General features: G+C 50.9%; 18 protein-coding genes, 1 tRNA gene and 1 pseudogene. 8 read left to right on the plus strand and 12 right to left on the minus strand.

The genetic code is table 11. The features are described 5' to 3' along the window. Window positions 1–181: 181 nt before the first annotated feature. The gene (locus tag NM96_07495; GenBank protein ID AVR79192.1) at window positions 182–646 is read left to right on the plus strand and encodes a universal stress protein; all 465 of its coding nucleotides are present in this window, start codon (window positions 182–184) and stop codon (window positions 644–646) included. Window positions 647–875: 229 nt separating this feature from the next. On the opposite strand, the gene NM96_07500 is transcribed toward NM96_07495, so the two are convergent. Both NM96_07500 and NM96_07505 read right to left on the minus strand, forming a co-directional pair. Then, complete coding sequence (locus tag NM96_07500; protein AVR80296.1) at window positions 876–2,144, minus strand: divalent metal cation transporter; 1,269 nt, start codon at window positions 2,142–2,144, stop codon at window positions 876–878. A 327-nt stretch (window positions 2,145–2,471) separates the two neighbouring features. Continuing rightward, a pseudogene (locus NM96_07505) lies at window positions 2,472–2,663 on the minus strand (phosphorylase). 36 nt (window positions 2,664–2,699) lie between these two features. On the opposite strand from NM96_07505, the gene NM96_07510 reads away from it, so the two are divergent. After that, a complete protein-coding gene (locus NM96_07510; protein AVR79193.1) occupies window positions 2,700–3,071 on the plus strand; it encodes an adhesin in 372 nt (123 codons plus the stop codon). A gap of 94 nt (window positions 3,072–3,165) precedes the next feature. On the opposite strand, the gene NM96_07515 is transcribed toward NM96_07510, so the two are convergent. The 3 genes from NM96_07515 to NM96_07525 all read right to left on the minus strand — a co-directional run bounded on the left by NM96_07515 (window position 3,166) and on the right by NM96_07525 (window position 5,737). Beyond that, window positions 3,166–3,786 (minus strand): DUF2238 domain-containing protein, encoded by a 621-nt coding sequence (locus NM96_07515; protein ID AVR79194.1) that lies wholly within the window; start codon window positions 3,784–3,786, stop codon window positions 3,166–3,168. A gap of 42 nt (window positions 3,787–3,828) precedes the next feature. Then, the gene (locus NM96_07520; protein ID AVR79195.1) at window positions 3,829–4,923 is read right to left on the minus strand and encodes a multidrug transporter; all 1,095 of its coding nucleotides are present in this window, start codon (window positions 4,921–4,923) and stop codon (window positions 3,829–3,831) included. Window positions 4,924–5,002: 79 nt separating this feature from the next. Further along, complete coding sequence (locus NM96_07525; GenBank protein ID AVR79196.1) at window positions 5,003–5,737, minus strand: fumarate/nitrate reduction transcriptional regulator Fnr; 735 nt, start codon at window positions 5,735–5,737, stop codon at window positions 5,003–5,005. 143 nt (window positions 5,738–5,880) lie between these two features. Between NM96_07525 and hemN the strand changes: the two genes are divergently transcribed. The 6 genes from hemN (at window position 5,881) to NM96_07555 (ending at window position 11,691) form a co-directional block, all read left to right on the plus strand. After that, window positions 5,881–7,302 (plus strand): oxygen-independent coproporphyrinogen III oxidase, encoded by a 1,422-nt coding sequence (gene hemN, locus NM96_07530; GenBank protein ID AVR79197.1) that lies wholly within the window; start codon window positions 5,881–5,883, stop codon window positions 7,300–7,302. 77 nt (window positions 7,303–7,379) lie between these two features. Further along, complete coding sequence (locus tag NM96_07535) at window positions 7,380–7,580, plus strand: hypothetical protein (protein AVR79198.1); 201 nt, start codon at window positions 7,380–7,382, stop codon at window positions 7,578–7,580. Window positions 7,581–7,807: 227 nt separating this feature from the next. Continuing rightward, on the plus strand, window positions 7,808–8,545 hold the full coding sequence (locus NM96_07540) for a methionine ABC transporter ATP-binding protein (protein AVR79199.1): 738 nt from the start codon (window positions 7,808–7,810) through the stop codon (window positions 8,543–8,545). 1 nt (window position 8,546) lies between these two features. Then, window positions 8,547–9,233: a methionine ABC transporter ATP-binding protein gene (locus NM96_07545; protein AVR79200.1), complete on the plus strand. Its 687-nt coding sequence runs from the start codon at window positions 8,547–8,549 to the stop codon at window positions 9,231–9,233. 138 nt (window positions 9,234–9,371) lie between these two features. After that, the gene (locus NM96_07550) at window positions 9,372–10,448 is read left to right on the plus strand and encodes a peptide chain release factor 1 (protein ID AVR79201.1); all 1,077 of its coding nucleotides are present in this window, start codon (window positions 9,372–9,374) and stop codon (window positions 10,446–10,448) included. 235 nt (window positions 10,449–10,683) lie between these two features. Beyond that, entirely contained in the window at window positions 10,684–11,691 is a 1,008-nt protein-coding gene (locus NM96_07555) for an FAD:protein FMN transferase (protein AVR79202.1), read from the plus strand. Window positions 11,692–11,815: 124 nt separating this feature from the next. On the opposite strand, the gene NM96_07560 is transcribed toward NM96_07555, so the two are convergent. From NM96_07560 to tatC, 7 genes are all read right to left on the minus strand, one after another. Further along, window positions 11,816–12,781 (minus strand): IS30 family transposase, encoded by a 966-nt coding sequence (locus NM96_07560; GenBank protein AVR79203.1) that lies wholly within the window; start codon window positions 12,779–12,781, stop codon window positions 11,816–11,818. A 113-nt stretch (window positions 12,782–12,894) separates the two neighbouring features. After that, a complete protein-coding gene (locus NM96_07565; protein ID AVR79204.1) occupies window positions 12,895–14,232 on the minus strand; it encodes a sodium-dependent transporter in 1,338 nt (445 codons plus the stop codon). A 261-nt stretch (window positions 14,233–14,493) separates the two neighbouring features. After that, window positions 14,494–14,569, minus strand: a tRNA-Met gene (locus NM96_07570). A 220-nt stretch (window positions 14,570–14,789) separates the two neighbouring features. Further along, window positions 14,790–15,443, minus strand: a complete 654-nt coding sequence (locus tag NM96_07575; GenBank protein AVR79205.1) for an isochorismatase — start codon at window positions 15,441–15,443, stop codon at window positions 14,790–14,792. 509 nt (window positions 15,444–15,952) lie between these two features. Continuing rightward, window positions 15,953–17,803 carry a hypothetical protein gene (locus NM96_07580; GenBank protein AVR79206.1) on the minus strand — a complete coding sequence of 617 codons (1,851 nt, stop codon included), beginning with the start codon at window positions 17,801–17,803 and terminating at the stop codon, window positions 15,953–15,955. A 220-nt stretch (window positions 17,804–18,023) separates the two neighbouring features. After that, on the minus strand, window positions 18,024–18,308 hold the full coding sequence (locus tag NM96_07585) for a PepSY domain-containing protein (GenBank protein AVR79207.1): 285 nt from the start codon (window positions 18,306–18,308) through the stop codon (window positions 18,024–18,026). A 157-nt stretch (window positions 18,309–18,465) separates the two neighbouring features. Then, window positions 18,466–19,242, minus strand: coding sequence for a twin-arginine translocase subunit TatC (tatC, locus tag NM96_07590; protein AVR79208.1), 777 nt, complete (start codon window positions 19,240–19,242; stop codon window positions 18,466–18,468). Window positions 19,243–19,246 lie beyond the last annotated feature (4 nt).

The following is a 19,246-nucleotide window of genomic DNA, read 5'->3' on the forward strand; positions in this document are numbered from 1 at the left end:
TGATATATCAATAAATGAATGAAAATCAAAGCAAAACGCTGCGGACGAATGCGACACATATTATACTGGAAAGCAGACGGGCTGTTGCAGCAGCCCGAAAGAGTCTATAATCGTTTCATATCGGCCCCTTCCCAACCGCATGAAACAAAGTGCCGCCTGCGGCGCAAAAGGAGAATGAACTATGTACAAACATCTGGTTGTAGCCGTTGACGGCAGCGAAACTTCCCTCAACGCCCTGAAACACGCCGCCGAGTTGGCAAGCGTCAACAACGCCCGCCTGACTTTGGTACACGTCGCCAACCCCGCCGAATACATGGCGCTCGCCCCCGAATTCCTGCAACACGAAAGCTACGAGGCCGCCGCCGTCGCCCAAGGCAACGAAGTTTTGGACTTCGCTGAAAAAACCGCCCGCGAAAACGGCGTGGAAAACATTGTCAAACACCTGCTGGTCGCCAACAAAGGCGCACGCGAAATGGCGCAGGATTTGGTCGATTACGCCGATGAAAACGGCGCCGACCTGCTGGTACTCGGCACACACGGCCGCACCGGCCTGATGCACCTCCTGATGGGCAGCTTCGCCGAAACCGTTATGCGCCAAAGCCACCTGCCGCTTCTGATTATCCGCAGCAAAGCGGAAGAAGCGTAAGGGGCTGCCCTACTGAAGAAGGTCGTCTGAAATCTCAAACTAAGATTTTCAGACGACCTTCTTTCATCTTATTTCAAATAGGTTTTACGAATTATTGATTATAATCATGAACTTCGTAATATCATTCACCTATACCAATAAATAACTTCTTCCCCAAACCAAACCCATAACAAAAAAGTCGTCTGAAAACCAAAATCCGGTTTTCAGACGACCTTTGTTTTGATTGGGCTTACTTAGGTGCAGCCAAGATGCCTGTCAGGTTCAGCAGGAACAAAACCGTAAACCCGGTCAGGTAAATCAAGCCGAGGATGGCGAGGAGGTCCATACCTGCCGTCAGCTTGTGGCGTTTGTCGCCTTTGACGAGGCGGTAGTTCAACCAAGCGAACACGGGGGCAGAAACGAAGGCGGTAATCATGGCGAATTTGAGCAGCTCCGCCATCGCGCTGTTGAACCAGAAAATCACTGCCAAACCCGTACCTGCGACCCAAACATTCCAGGCAAAGAGTTCGACGTTGCCCGTTTTGTCTTTGCCGCGCAGCAGGCGCACCGGCTCGGCAATCGCACGCGCGTAGCCGTCCACTACGGTAATCGTCGTGCCGTACATGCAGGCGAAGGCGATGAATGCAACCATCGGACGCGACCAATCGCCGATGGTGACGGCGTACATATTGATCAGTTGACCGACGTATTTGCCGCCCGCCATTTGCACTGCCTCCCCGTTGCCGTATTGGACATACGCGCCCAAGGCGAGGAAGACGACTGCCAACACTGCGCTGGTGATGTAGCCGACGTTGAAGTCGAAAATACCGTCGCGGTAGCTGGAAGGATTGATGCGTTGTTTTTCAGTAACCCACAGTGAGTTGATGGCCGAAATTTCAATCGGCGCAGGCATCCAGCCCATCAGCGCGATGAGGAAGCCCAAGCCTGCCAGTGTCCATGGGGTAGGCTCGATAAAGTCGGGTTTCATCTGCATGCCGCGCGACATGGCGATGGCGGCGGCGGCGACTGTGGCAATCGTCAGGCTGACGATGATGATTTTGGAAACGTTGTCCAAGGCTTTGTAGCGTCCGCTCGCCAAGATAATCAGGCAGGAAGCCATAATCAGCGCGGAGATTGCGCCGACATTCAGCGTCAGCGAAGGAATCGCCATTTTGACAATGGCGGCGGTCACGATGGCGACCGCACCCGCGTTAATCGTTGCCGAAATAACGCACAAAATCAGGAATACCCACAAGTAAACGCGGCTTTTCTCCGCATAGCCTTCAATCAGGCTTTTGCCCGTATCCAGCGTGTAATGCGCGCTGAAACGGAAAAACGGATATTTGAAGAGGTTGGTCAAAATGATAATCAACGCAAGCTGCCAGCCGTAAAGCGCGCCCGCCTGCGTCGAGGCAATCAGGTGCGAACCGCCGACCGCTGCCGAAGCCATCATGATTCCGGGCCCCAGCGCATTGATTTTGCTTTTCCAAGTCGAAGCGTGTGTGTGTTGTTCAGACATCATTCTCTCCGTCTTTTTTCAGACGACCTTCACAAAAAAAGGCGTATTTTAACGTAAATCAAGAGATTATCTAACAGACATTTCGGATATTTCATGCCGAAATGTGTTAAAAATAAGCTGTACCGAATCGAAAATCTCCAATCATCAGCATTTTGTGGCTGGAAACCTTTTTCAGACGACCTTGTATCGCTTTTTATACCCAATCAGGGCAGCACCCGAAAAACAACATACTTAATATCTAATTTGGGGTTAGTGTTGTGCAGAGGCTTTCAGGTACTTGCTTTGATGATAAACTTTTATAAAAAAATCAATACCCGAAAATAAAAGAAAAACAATAAAATAAGTGATTTTGTTATGATAAATTTTCAACTTATTTAATTTCGTACAACCAGAATAACCCTTCTCGAAAATTTCTTTGTATAGCTTTGCATATCTGCATATTGTATATTTTTTCGGAACGGATAAAATATGTTCTGCTTTCAAAACAAAGCAAGGATGGCGCCGGATAGTCCACGCCACACATCACTCTTTTCTCACTTTATGGAGTAATACCAGATGAAATTCTTATCTGCCGCTATTGTAGCCGTTCTGACTGCCGGTGTTTCCATGACTGCCGCTGCCGCTCCTGCTGGCTACGTTCCTTACAAATGCGACAACGGTAAAAAACTGAATGTCGTTTACGAATTTGACCGCAGTGGTAATGCAGTTGGCGCATCTGCAAATGCAGCCGGTAAACAAATCAGCCTGCGCGTTGACAAACGTCAATCAGACAGCACCGGTACAACCTTCACCAACAAACGCGGCTTCTCTATGTCTGCCGGTTACATCGACAAAAACACCCACACCACTTCCGAAGTTGTGGGCGTAACCGACTCACGCAACCGCTTCATCGTGAAAAACTGCGAACCTGTTAACATCGACCGCTAATTTACAACGAATGATTTAAGCTTCTTTGAGGTCGTCTGAAAACCGAAATAAGGTTTCAGACGACCTATTGTTTTTCCCATTTCTTTAAAACCTGTCAACCTGTTTTCAAACGCTTATCCGGTCGTGTCAATATAAACACTACCAGTGACGTTAACGCGCCTAGCGTATCAGCGAGCATGTCTTTTTGCGCATCCCAAATATCGCCTTGCGAACCGAGTACTTCCAAACCTGCTTTGCCGCCGTCAATCACCGCATACTGCCATTCGATGATTTCGTAAGCCGCTGCCACGCTCATGATGAAGAACAAGGAGAAAAACAGGGCAAGCGCGGGGCGGCAGAGTTTGCGGCGCAACAACCATTCCGCCATCGGGTAGGCGTAGAAACCGATAATGTAGTGTCCGACGCGGTCGAAATGGTTGCGCCCTTCGCCTAAAAACGGCGCAAGCAGGCGGTTTGCCCAGTCGAAGGGCACATCGGCGAAGGTGTAGTGTGCGCCGACGGTGTGCATAATCAGCCAGAAGCTCATGAATACATAAGCCAGATTACTGAAACGGAAACAGCGGTAGGTAGCGATGAGTGCGATAAATACGATCGAAACAGGAATAATTTCGGCGTACCAAACAGCGCGGTCGGACGGATTGATACCCGACCAGACGATGAGTAAAGCAATGAAAACTGTGAATAATAAAGGGATAACATGCGAAGTTTTTTGCATAAGAATTTCTTTGTATTAAATTAATAAAAATGATGGAAATTTTCAATAAACTGTGCAGCAGCTTGATTCTAAAGGCTCTGCAAACCAGTCTTGCGTGGCGGTATCGGCATCGAAGACTTGCCCCATCAGCGGGGTCAGCGGATTCACGCCCAAGCTGCGTGCCAGCGGGATGCTTTGAAGCAGGGGTTCGTTCCAAGCGTGCAGTGCCATGGCGTAGGCGCCCCAGTGGATGGGCATGAAGCGTTTGGGGGCAAGCTGCGCGGCATAGCGGGCGGTTTGTTCGGGGAAGAGGTGGTTGTTGGGCCAATGTTTGCTGTATTGCCCGTTTTCGATGAACGCGATATCGAACCCGTTGAATTTTTCGGCAATTTTGTCGAAATGGCTGCCTTGTGCCGAGTCGCCGTGAAAATAGAATTTTTCGCCGCCGTGTTCGATGGCAAAGCTGGACCACAGGGCTTGGTTGTGGTCGGTCAGGGTTCGGGATGAATCGTGGCGGGCAGGTAGTGCGGTGTAGCGGATGCCGTTGCGTTCGGTACTTTGCCACCAATCGAGTTCGGTAATGCGCTCTTGCGGCACGCCCCATTTTTTCAGCAGTACGCCCATGCCGAGTGAGACGATGAAATGGCTGTTGCCTTTTGAATTGAGTGCCTGCACGCTGTCTTTTTCGAGGTGATCGTAGTGGCTGTGTGAAATCAGGATGACATCGACGGGCGGCAGTTCGTCGATTTCTGCGGGCGCAGGCTGGAAGCGTTTCATGGTGATGGGGATGGGGGAGACGGAATTGCCGAAAACGGGATCGGTAATGACGGTTTGCCCGCCGATCCGCATCAATAGGGTGGAATGTCCGAACCAGACGAAACGGCTTTTCCCTTCGGGTGCGGCAAGGAAGGTTTGCCAATCGGGTTTGACGGTAGGCAGAGGTTTGGGCGGGCGCGTTGCCTGCGGGTTGGTCAGGATCTTCCAAAATGCGCCGGTCAGGCCGGTCGGTTTCTGCTGCGGTTCGGGGTTGAAGAAGGTTTGCGTTTTCGGGTCGTAATGGTCGCTTGCGGGGTAAACGGGATGTTGGTCGGGATAGAGCCAGTAGGCGAGCAGGGCGCAGACAGCGGTCAAGGCAATGAGTTTTTTCTTGTGTTTCATAATTGGGTTTTATGAAGAAGGTCGTCTGAAAATTTTTCAGACGACCTTGGATTCTGTTTGAAAATAGTCTCGGTATTCATCAGATGGCGTGCGAACAGCCGGACACCATTTTTTTGAGGGCTTGCGAGTCGAGGATTTTAATGTGTTTGTGTTCGACCGAAATTAAGCCTTCGTGGTGGAACTTGGACAGTGTGCGGCTGACGGTTTCGAGTTTCAGCCCCAGATAGCTGCCGATTTCTTCGCGCGACATCCGCAGGATGAAATCGTTGGCGGCAAATCCGCGCGAGTAAAGGCGTTGGGACAGATTAAGCAAAAACGCCGCCAGACGTTCTTCGGCGCGCATATTGCCCAAAAGCAACATCACGCCTTGGTCGCGCACGATTTCGCGGCTCATCAATCTGAAAAAATGGCTTCTCAGGCTGGGGATGTTGTGTCCCAGCTCTTCGATGTGGGTGAAGGGCAGCTCACACACTTCGCTGTCTTCCAAAGCCACCGCGTCGCAGCTGTGGACATGGGAACAAATGCCGTCCATACCGATGAGTTCGCCGGACATAAAAAAGCCGGTAACCTGATCGCGACCGTCCTGACTGGCAACCGTGGTTTTGAAAAAACCGGCACGGATGGCAAACAGCGACGCGAAAGGCTCACCGGTGCGGAACAGATATTCACCCTTCTTCAAGCGGCGGCTCTGTCGGATGACCGCGTCCAATTGTGCAAACTCATTGGGCAAAAGCCCGACAGGCAGGCAGAGTTCACGCAGCGAACAGGAAGAACACAGGGTTTTCATCTGATGCATAGCATTGTGTGTGGTCATAAAACACCCTTAAAATTAAGGTTTTTATCCTGTCATGATTACGTAAGTTATTGACACATATCAAGACAGGTTTATCATACTGTGGCATTCTACCAAACTATCCGAAAATTGCCTAACTTCATTACTCTAATCACGCACACGCCATGAAAGTAATACCGATACAAAATAATCACAATAGAAACGATGACAAGCCTGAGTTCGACCGCGAACTCATCGCCAGCCTTCCTTCCAGCGGTCCGCGCTACACTTCCTACCCCACAGCCGACCGTTTTCATGACGGATTTCGCGAAGCCGAATATATCAATGCCTTGAATCAGCGCGGTATGGGGGCTTTGAACAAGCCCCTTTCGCTTTATATCCACATCCCCTTCTGCAACACCATTTGTTACTACTGCGGCTGCAATAAAATCATCACCAAAGACAAAAGCCGCGCCGATGCCTACATCGAATACCTTGAAAAAGAAATGGAGCTGCTCGCCCCGCATCTGGGCGGACGGCATCAGCTCGCGCAACTGCACTTCGGCGGCGGTACGCCGACTTTCTTGAGCGACGACCAAATCGAACGCGTATTCCGCATGATACGCAAACACTTCCAACTGATCCCTGGCGGCGAATACTCCATCGAAATCGACCCGCGCAAAGTCAGCCGCGAAACTGTCCTCATGCTCGGTAAGCTCGGCTTCAACCGCATGAGCGTCGGCATTCAGGACTTTGATCCCAAAGTGCAGGCAGCAGTCAACCGCATCCAAAGCTACGACGAAACCAAAGAAGTCATCGATGCCGCCCGCGAAGCCGGATTCAAATCCGTCAGCGTCGATTTGATTTACGGTCTGCCGCACCAAACCGCCGAAAGCATTAAAACCACCATCGACACTGTCTTGTCGCTCGATCCCGACCGCCTTGCCCTTTATCACTACGCCCACCTGCCGCATATCTTCAAGCCGCAACGCCGTATCGATACCGAAGCCGTTCCCGGCAGCGAAGAAAAACTCGATATGCTGCAATACTGCGTTCAAACCCTGACCGAACGCGGCTACGTCTTCATCGGTATGGACCATTTCGCCAAACCCGATGACGAACTTTCCATCGCCCTCAAAGAAGGCTTCCTCCAGCGCAACTTCCAAGGCTACTCGACCTACGCGGACTGCGATTTAGTTGCCATCGGCGTATCCTCCATCGGCAAAATCGGCAGCACCTACTCCCAAAACGAACGCGACATCGACGCCTACTATGCCGCGCTCGATGCCGGACACCTGCCCATCATGCGCGGCTACCAACTCAATCAGGACGACCTTTTGCGCCGCAATATCATCCAAGATTTGATGTGCCGTTTCTCCTTGGATTACCAAATCTACGAAAGCGTGTTTGGTATTCCGTTCAACCTCTATTTCAAAGACGAACTTGCCGACTTGGAACAACTCTCCTCCCTCGGGCTCGTCCGCCTGAAACCGCACGGGCTGGCCGTTACCCCTAAAGGCCGCTTCCTGATACGAAACATCGCCATGGTCTTTGACTACCACCTGCGTCACAAGGAAACCAAAGCCCAATATTCGCAGACGGTATAAACAGGAATAGCAAAGGTCGTCTGAAAACCGTTTTCAGACGACCTTTGCCCTTTGTTTCCCTTTGTTAAGGAACGCTAATGAACGAACAAACCAAACAGGCCGCACAAACCATAGGTCGTCTGAAACGTAAAGCCAGCGACGAAGAACAGCTGCAAGGCTGGCGCGAAACCTGCGCCGAACAAGGGTTAAGCGGCGAATTTATCCTGACCACCAAGCTCAATGGCGCGGCTTATACCGAGGAAGAAGCTCGCATGGTGGCGGAGCTTTTCGGCAAATAAACTGACAATTTATTATTTTAAAATTACAAATCATATCAAAACTTGACAAATTTACCGATTTTGATTATAGTTGTATATGAGTTAACATTGCCGATTTGACACAGCTTGCGGGCATAAACAGCTAAAGCGTATTTTCATTTTCTGCTGTTTTTATTCCTTTCTTTATATCCAAGCCCGTTGTGTACAGCATCGGGCTTCTTTTTTTCCGGAAGTATCAGGAAGTATTTATGATTATTTTGGACAACGTTTCCAAACATTACCAAACGCGCGACAAAACCCGTTTTGCCGCCGTCGAGCCGACCAGCCTCGAAATCCAAGACGGTGAAATCTTCGGTCTGATGGGCTATTCCGGCGCGGGCAAATCCACCCTGTTGCGCCTGATTAACCTGTTGGAACGTCCCGACAGCGGCAGGGTCAATGTGTGCGGACAAGAGCTGACCGCGCTTGATGCCGCCGCATTGCGTCAGGCGCGGCAGAATATCGGCATGGTGTTTCAGCAGTTCAATCTTTTGAGCAATCGCACCGTCGCCGACAATGTTGCCTTTCCTTTGGAAATCGCCGGATGGTCGTCTGAAAAAATCAAAGAACGCGTTAAAGAATGCCTTGAAATCGTCGGCTTGACCGAACGCGCCGACCACTACCCCGCCCAGCTTTCCGGTGGACAAAAACAGCGCGTCGGCATCGCCCGCGCGCTCGCACCCAAACCCCAAGTCATCCTCGCCGACGAACCGACTTCCGCCCTCGACCCCGCCACCACGCGCAGCGTCTTGGAATGTCTAGAAGATATCAACAAGCGCTTCAACGTTACCATCGTCATCGTAACCCACGAAATGAGCGTCATCCGCCGCCTGTGCGACCGCGCTGCCCTTTTGGATAAAGGAAAAGTGGTGGAAATCGTCGAAGTACGCGGCAACCAAATCCACGCCCAATCCGAAATCGGGCGCGAACTGATTCGGGAGGACTGATATGGCAGACTTAACATTCGAACAAGCCGTTTCCACCATCGTCGACATGAAAGACGAAATCGTCCGCGCTTTGGGCGAAACCTTTGTTATGGTCGGGCTGTCCACCACTTTTGCCGTCATCTTCGGCACCCTGCTGGGCGTATTGCTTTTCGTGACTTCCAACCGCCAGCTTCATTACAACAAGCTGGTGAATTTCCTGTTTGACAACTTAGTCAACCTGATGCGCGCCTTCCCCTTCGTCATCCTGATGATTGCCATGATACCCGCCACCCGCGCCATTGTCGGCAGCACCATCGGCCCGATTGCCGCCTCGCTGGTATTGAGCGTGTCCGGCCTGTTTTACTTCGCCCGACTGGTGGAACAAAACCTGCGCGAAGTCCCCAAAGGTGTGATTGAAGCCGCCACCGCCATGGGCGCATCGCCGCTTGCCATCGTCCGTAAAGTCCTCTTGAACGAAGCGCGCGCGGGCATGGTTTCCAGCATCACCGTCCTCGCCATCGGCCTGCTCTCATACAGCGCGGCGGCAGGCATGATAGGCGGCGGCGGCTTGGGCGACCTCGCCATCCGCTACGGCTACTACCGCTACCAAACCGAAGTCATCATCTTCATCGTCGCCATCCTCGTGCTGCTCGTTATCCTGATTCAAAGCATCGGCAACGCATTGGCGCGGAAATTGGACAAACGTTAAACCATCAAAAGGTCGTCTGAAAAGTTTTCAGACGACCTTTTCAGTCATATCCTTTTGAATTTCCAACCAAACCCATTATAATAACGCCTCCTCACGCCGTCGCGGACGACTCCCGACGGCATTTGTTATGGAAGAATTATGAAGCCGTCTATCTTAGAAAAACTACAACAACTCAGCGACCGACTGGAAGAAGTCACCCACCTTCTCGGACAGCCCGAAGCCACGTCCGATATGGACAACTACCGCAAGCTCACGCGCGAACACGCCGAATTGACGCCCGTGGTCGAAGTATTCCAAAACTATCAGTTGGCTCAAAGCGACTTGGCGGATGCCGAAGAAATGCTGTCCGACCCCGAAATGAAAGACTTTGCCGCCGAAGAAATCGAAGTGGCAAAAGCTAAAATCGACACGCTCGATACCGAACTGCAAAAACTGCTGCTACCCAAAGATGCCGACGACGACAAAAATATCTTCATCGAAGTGCGCGCCGGAACGGGCGGCGACGAAGCCGCGCTGTTTGCCGGCGATTTGCTGCGTATGTACAGCCGTTACGCCGAGCGCAACCGCTGGCAGGTTGAAATCGTCTCAGCCAACGAAAGCGAGTTGGGCGGTTATAAAGAAGTCATCGCCCGCATCGTCGGCTTGGGCGCGTACAGTCGTCTGAAATTTGAATCGGGCGGCCACCGCGTACAGCGCGTTCCCGCCACCGAAAGCCAAGGCCGTATCCACACCTCCGCCTGCACCGTCGCCGTCATGCCCGAAGCGGACGAACTCGAAGACATCGAACTGAACCCCGCCGACCTGCGCATCGACACCTTCCGCGCTTCCGGCGCAGGCGGTCAGCACATCAACAAAACCGACTCCGCCGTCCGCATCACCCACCTGCCCACCGGCATGGTGGTTGAATGCCAAGACGGCCGCAGCCAACACGCCAACAAAGCGCAGGCGATGAAAGTCCTCGCCGCCCGCCTGAACGACGCGCAAAAACGCGAAGCCCAAGCCAAAGAAGCCGCCGAACGCAAATCCCTTATCGGCAGCGGCGATCGCAGCGAACGCATCCGCACCTACAACTACCCGCAAGGCCGCGTAACCGACCACCGCATCAACCTCACCCTGCACAAGCTGGATTTCGTGATGGACGGCGATTTGGAAGAAATCACCAACGCCCTGATTGCCGAACATCAGGCAGAGCTACTGGCGGCAATGGGCGACTGATAGGGCGGTTGATGCTTGGTGCCAAAGCGTGAAGGCAGGCTTAATGGCGGGAAAACAAGTTCTGCCGCAGCGCAAATCAAGCCTCAGCCGTCGCCCACCGTCCTTTCCGTAACCATAAAAATCCTGTGTGGAAATGACGGCGCTCCTAAAAAGCCTTCCCACTCAAACGCAAGCCCGGATAAACCGATTCCACGCAGTCCTCCAACACCCCGCCCTTTTTCAGACGACTCATCCCATGAACACCCCGCTCACCCGCCGCCGTTTTTTCGCCATCGCCGCCCTGACTGCCGCCGGAGCAACCGCGCCCTTCCTCCTGAACCGCAACCGCCCTGCCCCGTTACCAACTACCGGCGAACCCGTCATTTGGAAAGGCATCGCGCTGGGTTCCGGCGCCGAGCTCCGCCTCTTCGGCGTTGACCGCAAAGAAGCCGAAATCCTTGTCAACAAAGTCCTCGCAGAAGTCGCCCGCCTCGAAAAAATCTTCAGCCTCTACCGCGAAGACAGCCTGATCAACCGACTGAACAAAGAAGGTCGTCTGAACAACCCGCCGCCCGATTTCCTTGCCCTGTTGAGCATCTGCCGCGACATCCACGCCCTGACAGACGGCGCGTTCGACCCCACCGTCCAAGTGCTGTGGAACCTTTATGCAGACCATTTCCGCCGCAACCCGCGTGCCGAAACCCCGCCGTCCGAACCTGATATCCGGCGCACCCTCAAACTCGTCGGCTTCAAACACGTCGTCTTCGACCAAAAAGCTATCCTCTTCGAACAAAAAGGCATGGGCTTGTCCCTCAACGGCATCGCCCAAGGCTACATCACCGACAAAATCACCGCCCTGCTGCAACAACACGGCATCCGCCAAGCCCTCGTCGATATGGGCGAAATCCGCGGCTTCGACACCGACAACCAACGCACATGGAACGTCGGCATCCGCAATCCCCAAAACGAAGAAGCCACCCTCCTGACCATCCCCATGCAAAACCAAGCCTTCGCCACCTCAGGCGGCTACGGTACCGTGATGGACGAAGCCGGCAAGTTCACCCACCTCTTCGACCCGCGCACCGGCACTGCCACACCGCGCTACCGCAGCGTCAGCGTCATGGCGCCGACCGCCGCCGTTGCCGATGCCTTCTCCACCGCGTTCTCCATCATGGACGAAGCCGCCATCCGTACCGCCGCGCGCGCCAAAGAGGCAAAAGTCTGGCTGGTCATGCCCGACAACCGCATCGAAACCCTAGCCTGAACATTGTATTTGGCAAAAAAGGCAGGCTCTCCCGAATACAACAAAACTTAAAAGTCAAAAGGTCGTCTGAAAATCTCGAATCAAGATTTTCAGACGACCTTGGATTCGGATTTCAAGTGCAACACTAGGGTACCAGTGGTTGGAACAGATTTAAGAATAAAACACTTGGCGTTTCGTAGCCAAGTGTTTTTCTCGGCCGGTGGTTCAACTCATCTTGAACCCTGCGTATCTCCCGATCGCTGATGTTTCGGAAATCGGTTTGTTTGGGGAAATATTGTCGGATGAGTCCGTTGGTGTTTTCATTCAGCCCTTTCTCCCACGAATGGTAAGGGCGGCAAAAATAGGTTTTCGCCTTCAATGCTTTGGCTATTTTGGTGTGTTGGTAGAACTCTTTGCCGTTATCCATGGTGATGGTGTGGACTCTGGCTCTATATGCCTTTAATACCCTAATGGCCGCCCGGGCAGTGTCTTCGGCTTTTAAGTTCTTTAATTTGCAGATGATGGTGTAGCGGGTAACGCGTTCGACCAAGGTCAATAACGCGCTTTTCTGATTTTTGCCGACGATGGTGTCGGCCTCCCAATCGCCGATGCGGGTTTTCTGGTCGACGATAGCAGGTCGGTTTTCTATGCCGACGCGGTCGGGCACTTTGCCTCTGGTCCATGTGCTGCCGTAGCGTTTGCGGTAGGATTTGCTGCATATTCTGAGATGTTGCCACAAAGTGCCGCCGTTGCTTTTGTCTTGGCGGAGGTAGCGGTAAACGGTGCTGTGATGGAGTGTGATCCCGTGGTGTTTATGCAGGTAGGCACATACTTGTTCGGGACTGAGTTTGCGGCGGATAAGGGTGTCGATGTGTTGAACCAGCTGCGAATCGAGCTTATAGGGTTTTCGCCGGTGCTGTTTGGTCAGCCGGCTTTGCCGTTGGGCTTTATCGGCGCTGTATTGCTGTCTTTGGATGCAGTGCCGCTTGATTTCTCGGCTGATGGTGCTTTTGTGGCGGTTGAGCTGTTTGGCGATTTCGGCGATGGTGCAGTAGCGGGACAGGTATTGGATATGGTATCGTTCGTCTTGGGTCAGTTGTGTGTAGCTCATGGCAATCTTTCTTGCAGGAAAGGCCGTATGCTACCGCATACTGGCCTTTTTCTGTTATGGAAAGTTGCACTTCAAATGCGAATCCGCCGACCTTTGCCATTTTGGGACAGTTTTTAAATCAAGCCTAGAGAATTGATAAATACAACAACAATCGCCAAAGGTGCAACATAGCGCAACACCATCAGCCAAAGACGGATAATGGTTTGGGGAACGCTGCTGCCTGCACCGGCATTCGCCAATACGGACTCCCTATCCTGAATCCACGCAGTAAACACAGCAACGCTCAATGCGCCAATCGGCATAATGACTGCCGAAATCAGGTAGTCCCACAAATCGAAAACGGTTTTTCCGAAGATTTTAAACTCACCCCAAACACCGAAAGACAAAGCAGAGGGAATACCGACAATAAAAATTGCCGTACCAATCAGCCAAGTATGGCGGCTGCGTTTACCCTCATCCTGACGAATCGTAGCGGCAATGACGGTTTCCAACATCGAAAACGCCGAAGTCAGCGTCGCAAACACCACCAACAGCATAAAGACGGCAAACAAAATCTGCCCCAACGGCATTTTCATGAACACGGCAGGCAAAACAACAAAAATCAAACCCGGCCCCTGACTTGGTTCGAATCCGAAAGCAAATACCGCCGGAAAAATAACCAGCCCAGCCAGCAGAGAAACCAAAAGGTTCATCCACATAATGATATTGCCTGAACGGAACATATCTTGGTCTTTACCCAAATAAGACGCATAAGTAATCATCGCAGACACGCCGATACTTAACGCAAAAAATGCCTGACCCAAAGCCGTAAGCATGGTTTGCGGCTTCAAATGCGACCAGTCGGGTTTCAGCAGGAAAGATACTCCTTCCATCGCCCCGGGCAGCGTCAGTGAACGGACAGCCAAAACAATAAACAGGATGAACAGGCCCGGCATCAGGTAACGGTTTGCTTTTTCAATCCCGTCGGACACACCGCCTTGAACCACCCAAATGGTAATCAGCATGAACAGCCCTTGATAAAACAACGACCCTTCAGGACTGGAAATGGTCGCACCGAATAATGCCTCAAAATCCGCACCCGCATGGATTTCTCCGGTAAAGCTATGGACAACGTAGTTCAACACCCAGCCACCGACGACACTGTAAAAAGACAACAAGATAAAGCAGGCTGCAACCCCCATACGCCCCACCCACGGCCATTGCGAACCCGGGCGCAGGGTCTTGAAAGAATCGATGGCATTTTTACCGCCCGTCCTGCCGATATAAAACTCGGCAAGCTGCACAGGTAATGCCACCAAAATCGTAAAAAGCAAAAACAGCAGGAAAAACACCGCCCCACCGTTTGTCCCCGCGGTGTACGGGAATTTCCAAATTGCACCCAAGCCGATTGCCGAACCTGCCGCAGCAAGCACAAAACCAAGTTTGGAAGACCAAGAAACCGGATGATTCATGATTATTGTATTAAGAAATGTGAAGAGACCGCATTGTAACAAAGCGTAACTGCATATAGCACAACCATAATGGCCTGCTTCAAAATTTCGCACATAAGGTGCGCTTAAAAAGACAATATTGAATAAAAAATCTGAGATTTTGTTTTTTAGATAAACATAAATACAAAAAATAGGTAATTTTGATATTTTATTTCAAACAAACACTGCCATGATAAAAAGCACAAAAGAAAAAGCCCGGACATTTGTCCAGGCTTCGATATTTGGTGGGTCCGGTGGGTTTCGAACCCACGACCAAGGGATTATGAGTCCCCTGCTCTAACCCCTGAGCTACAGACCCTCAAGAGAAAGAGCATATTGTATCATAAAATATTACAGAGACAAGGACCGCTTGGCTTTTATCACCGTATATTTTATCCATAAGCACCTTGCCTCAAGTCGTCTGAAAACAAAAATTACACTTTCAGACGACCTTTTCTCATTCATACCATATAACCCAAAAAAACAGGCCGCTAAAAGCGACCTGAAAAACTCTTGCAGCTGGGAGTGATAGCAAGAGGTTACGACACTTTAAACCAAGCTTCGTTAGCATAACGGAGCATTTGTTCGGGAATCTCTTCGGCGTTGCTGACAACAGAGATACCGGATTTACGCATTTTATAGACAGCCTGAATGGTACTTTCAGGTGCATAGCCATGGCATGCGGCAAGATTGACGATAATGTGCAGGCTGTCGTTGTACCACAATAATTGTTCGGCGGTACGGCTGATTGCTTCTTCCGTTGCCAAACCGCCGATAATGACAGTATCTGCTTTTTCTGCATAAAGCCATTCAATCAAACCGGTGCTGCGGGCTTCGTTATCATCATGGAAGCATGCACCAAAACCATTCTCCCCGCCTAATTCGATTACATGGTCATAATCAGCAGATGCCGGCAAACCATCCAGCAAATTTGCACCACGGCAACCGCCTGCACACTGGCTAAAATAGCCACTTTCCCGCGCAAACATAATTCCGTTGCGTTTAACGACTGCGGCGCAAATACTCTCCGGATCAATATTGACGTTCTCGACCAAAATACGCTTATCTGCGATAGCTGCCTGACGGTTTAATTCTTTAACCATGTTTTCCGGTTGATGCAGGAAATGGTTGGCATTGGCTGCCATGCAGGTAAAGCGGAATTGAGGTTGAATATCGATAGCAACAGTCGTCATGATGTAACTCCACAAAAAACCAGATAAATCCGGAAACACTTCCTCGATAAATGGCTCTTATCGAAGATAATCGGTATATTTATGATGAACGGTATAATATCAGGATAATCGGCAAATCACCAGGAATATTTAACAATTAGTAACAATTTATTCCGTAAATATCTATTTAGTAGAATTCACCCTCAAAAATCTCACAAAAAATATCAACTCAATAAGCATAAATGTTTGAAATTTATTTTTGTTTTAATCCCCCTTATTACCTCCTCCTCAACTTTTGCCTTCAATTTAATATTGACCAAAAAACAACAGAAAGAGAAAAATGCAGTTATTTTTTTGACTTAAATCGAATTTTTCTTCATGAGTTAACAAAAAATCTTGCTAAAAAAATTAAAAAGCATAGGACAAACGGCAATCATTCCTCCTCCAACCAACAACCCAAAGCCACAAATATAAAAGGTCGTCTGAAACCTTAAACCTCAGTTTCAGACGACCTTTAATCAGCTTTAAAACTACTGTTTACCAAGCTGGCTGTAATCCACCAACATATATTTGGCAGTAATTTTCTGCGAGGCATTGCCTTCATCGCCCATCAGAATCATCTGTGGCTTGCCGTTGACCGTAATCGAATCGACGGCTTCGACGTTGGTGATGTGTTGCAGGTTGGGCAGGGAGATTTTTTGCGGTTCGTCGGTCGGGTTGCCGCTCCAAGTCCACAGTTGCGAGAATTTCTGACCGTTTTCATCCTTCACTTCGTTGGCGATGACGTAGTTTTTCAACACCGGGTCGTAGTTGATGGAACGGATACCGCCGCCGTCGATGTCGAGGATGGCGACTTCGTCAAACTCAGGTTTGGCGTTGCGCTCGAATACGTCTTTCGGGTTGCTGATGAATGCCACCAGCGCCATATTGTTGAACTCAGGATCGCGGAAGCCCAAGACGAGGCGTTTCTTCACAGGGTCGAACGCCATGCCTTCGATATTGATTTCTTCAAAGGAAACTTCGGCTTTGGTGCGTTCGCTGATGAGGTCGTGCAATTTGTGGTCGGTTTCCAAAACCTGCGTCAGATTGTCGTAGCTGGTCAGCCCCAACACATTACCGTCTTGGATTTTAAAGCGCATCAGGTGTTCGCGGTCGGGCGAGCGGTTGCCTTTGCGGGTGCGCGAATGCGAAGTGAGCGCGTAGATAAAGCCTTCATCGTCGCGCGCCAATGCTTCCAAGTCGCTTAGGCGGCGTTTGAAGCCGGTGATCACGCGCGTATCCAAGGCCTCGTCTTCGATAAATCTGCCTGACGGATCGATGCTGACGATGCTGAACGCATGGTTCGGTTCGTCTTCTGCAATCAACAGTTTGCCGTCGGGAAGCTGTTGCACGGCAGATGGCTCGTACACGCCGTTGAACATATTAATACCCAAAGAGCGCAGCTCTGCCGCATTGTTGGCGGGTTGGGTCAGCAGCGAAGGCAGCGTCTTCACGCCGATAAACGCCGCCAGCGAAGCCAAAAGCCCCCAACGGAATACGGCATAGGACAGGTTGATGTATTTGAATTGTTTGTCCGCCAGCAAGCCCAGCCAGTAAAGATGATCGCTCATCTTTTGATAGACTTGTTTGCGGTCGCCCATAATCTCCTGCATCATTTCCCAATATTGGTCTTTTTGCACCTTCACACGGTCTTCGTAAATCAGGATATTGGGCTGGCTGCCGCTGAAAAAGCGCGTTTGGGTGCTGCTGAGGCGGGTTCTCAAATCACGCAGTTTGGCGCGCCCGCGGAAGAAATCCTTAACCCAAGCGCGCGCCGCCTGCATTTTGCCGATACGTTCGGGCGAAGCGGACAGCAGCGCGAACACGATGGACGCGGCGGCGGTAATCATAAACGTACTCGCCGGAATCAGAAATTCGGGTGACGATGAAAAAATAAATGCGCCCGAAATCATCAGCGCAGACACGATAAAACCGTTGAGCGAAATCATAATGTTCGCCTTGGTCGCCGCCAGCGCGAGCAGCTCCATCTCCGAACGCACAGCGTTGCGGAACATGGTTTCCACGCCTTTGTTCGTACCCAAAAGATCGGAAGGCGGCGCATCGGCGGCTTGTTTTTTCTTCTTCGCCTTGTCTTTTTTGTCTTTCTTTTTCTTTTTGGGCTTTTCAGACGACGTCTCAATGCCTTCAAGGATGATGTTATCCGTCACGGCCTCTTCGGCATTGCTGTCTTGTTGATGGTCTGCCGTTTCAGATTCTGAGTCTTCCCAAACTTCGGAAACAGGCTGCGGCGCATCGGGATCGGGTCGTTCGAAAGGTTTCTCCCAGTCAGAAACCGTATTTTGCGGCTCTTGCCCTTTTTTATTTTTATCGTGGAAATCCATGTTTATCCTCCGTTTGAGTGAATCAATTTAAATGGAAAGGGAAAAGCGTTTTTTAGTTCCTCTGATTCGGGGAATTTACATAACGTCATACATTATCGATAAAAACATTACACTTATTGGGATAATCATGTTTGTAATGATTAAGTCGGCAATCCAAGTTCCCCTTCAACAAAAACTGCCGCCAAACGGGCAGTTTGCGGCAGTTGTAACGTATCGTTTATCAGTAGTCGATACGCTCTTTGATGATTCTCAAGTCGGGGTAAGACAATTTGATGTCGTATTCGCGTCCGCCTTTGTAGGCTTCTACGTCCAATACGGCTCTGCCACGATAGTCGTCGGCGTCGATGTCGTGAACGCGGTAACCGCGTTGTTCAAGCATTCTGATGGCTTTGGTACGGTTTTGTTCAAAATTTTTGTCGCTGTAAATTTGGTGTTCGATGTAATCGTTGGCACCTGCGACAGCAGCGGACAAAGCGACGATGGCGGTCAATAATAATTTTTTCATGTTCGACTTCCTTTCGAAATGTGTCATTGGGGTTTTGATGGGTGTATTTAAACACGGCAAAATTAGCAGTCATTTAGCACTTTGTTAAACGTAGTAAAGGTCGTCTGAAACAATTCAGACGACCTTTTAATATTTACGCTCTCCATTGCAGGCTGATTTAAGTTTCTGCGGGCGGAAGGGGCGAGTGTTCGTCGGTTTTGTCCGATTTGGGTTTGGCAAAGCGGCTGCACCAGATACCTGCTTCGTAAAGCAAGATAAGCGGTACGGCAAGCAGGGTTTGGGAAATCACGTCCGGCGGGGTAATGATGGCGGCAACGACGAATGCGCCGACAATGACGTAGGGTCGTGCGTTTTTGAGTTGTTCGGTGGTTACGACGCCGATCTTGGCAAGCAGGACGACGACGACGGGGACTTCGAAAGTCGTGCCGAATGCAACGAACATGCCCAAAATAAAGGACAGGTATTTGTCGATGTCGGTCGCCATGTTGACACCGACGGGGGTGATGCCTGCGAGGAATTTAAAGATGACGGGGAAAACGAGGTAGTAGGCAAACGCCATGCCGACAAAAAACAGGCTGACGCTGGAGAGGACAAGCGGGGTGATCAGTCGTTTTTCGTTTTGGTAGAGGGCGGGCGCGACGAATGCCCAGATTTGGTAGAGCGTGTGCGGCAGGGAAACGAGGAATGCCGCCATCAGCGTCACTTTCACCGGCACGAAAAACGGTGCGATGACGTCGGTGGCAATCATGCTGGTGTCTTTGGGAAGATTCACCATCAATGGTTCGGCAACAAAGGTGTAAAGCTGCTGGGCAAACGGCATCATGCCGAGAAAGCAGACGACGATGCCGATGACGATCCACATCAGGCGGCGGCGCAGCTCGATAAGGTGTTCGATAAGAGGTTGGACGGGTTGTTCGTTTTGAGGTTCGGACACCGGT

The organism is Neisseria mucosa, from assembly GCA_003028315.1.
Lineage (GTDB): Bacteria > Pseudomonadota > Gammaproteobacteria > Burkholderiales > Neisseriaceae > Neisseria > Neisseria mucosa.

What these genes read in the sequence shown, in the direction of transcription:
- NM96_07495 (AVR79192.1), top strand. Translation starts at nt 182, where the DNA reads ATGTACAAACATCTGGTTGTAGCCGTTGACGGCAGCGAAACTTCCCTC.
- NM96_07500 (AVR80296.1), bottom strand. Translation starts at nt 2,144, where the DNA reads ATGTCTGAACAACACACACACGCTTCGACTTGGAAAAGCAAAATCAAT.
- NM96_07510 (AVR79193.1), top strand. Translation starts at nt 2,700, where the DNA reads ATGAAATTCTTATCTGCCGCTATTGTAGCCGTTCTGACTGCCGGTGTT.
- NM96_07515 (AVR79194.1), bottom strand. Translation starts at nt 3,786, where the DNA reads ATGCAAAAAACTTCGCATGTTATCCCTTTATTATTCACAGTTTTCATT.
- NM96_07520 (AVR79195.1), bottom strand. Translation starts at nt 4,923, where the DNA reads ATGAAACACAAGAAAAAACTCATTGCCTTGACCGCTGTCTGCGCCCTG.
- NM96_07525 (AVR79196.1), bottom strand. Translation starts at nt 5,737, where the DNA reads ATGACCACACACAATGCTATGCATCAGATGAAAACCCTGTGTTCTTCC.
- hemN (AVR79197.1), top strand. Translation starts at nt 5,881, where the DNA reads ATGAAAGTAATACCGATACAAAATAATCACAATAGAAACGATGACAAG.
- NM96_07535 (AVR79198.1), top strand. Translation starts at nt 7,380, where the DNA reads ATGAACGAACAAACCAAACAGGCCGCACAAACCATAGGTCGTCTGAAA.
- NM96_07540 (AVR79199.1), top strand. Translation starts at nt 7,808, where the DNA reads ATGATTATTTTGGACAACGTTTCCAAACATTACCAAACGCGCGACAAA.
- NM96_07545 (AVR79200.1), top strand. Translation starts at nt 8,547, where the DNA reads ATGGCAGACTTAACATTCGAACAAGCCGTTTCCACCATCGTCGACATG.
- NM96_07550 (AVR79201.1), top strand. Translation starts at nt 9,372, where the DNA reads ATGAAGCCGTCTATCTTAGAAAAACTACAACAACTCAGCGACCGACTG.
- NM96_07555 (AVR79202.1), top strand. Translation starts at nt 10,684, where the DNA reads ATGAACACCCCGCTCACCCGCCGCCGTTTTTTCGCCATCGCCGCCCTG.
- NM96_07560 (AVR79203.1), bottom strand. Translation starts at nt 12,781, where the DNA reads ATGAGCTACACACAACTGACCCAAGACGAACGATACCATATCCAATAC.
- NM96_07565 (AVR79204.1), bottom strand. Translation starts at nt 14,232, where the DNA reads ATGAATCATCCGGTTTCTTGGTCTTCCAAACTTGGTTTTGTGCTTGCT.
- NM96_07575 (AVR79205.1), bottom strand. Translation starts at nt 15,443, where the DNA reads ATGACGACTGTTGCTATCGATATTCAACCTCAATTCCGCTTTACCTGC.
- NM96_07580 (AVR79206.1), bottom strand. Translation starts at nt 17,803, where the DNA reads ATGGATTTCCACGATAAAAATAAAAAAGGGCAAGAGCCGCAAAATACG.
- NM96_07585 (AVR79207.1), bottom strand. Translation starts at nt 18,308, where the DNA reads ATGAAAAAATTATTATTGACCGCCATCGTCGCTTTGTCCGCTGCTGTC.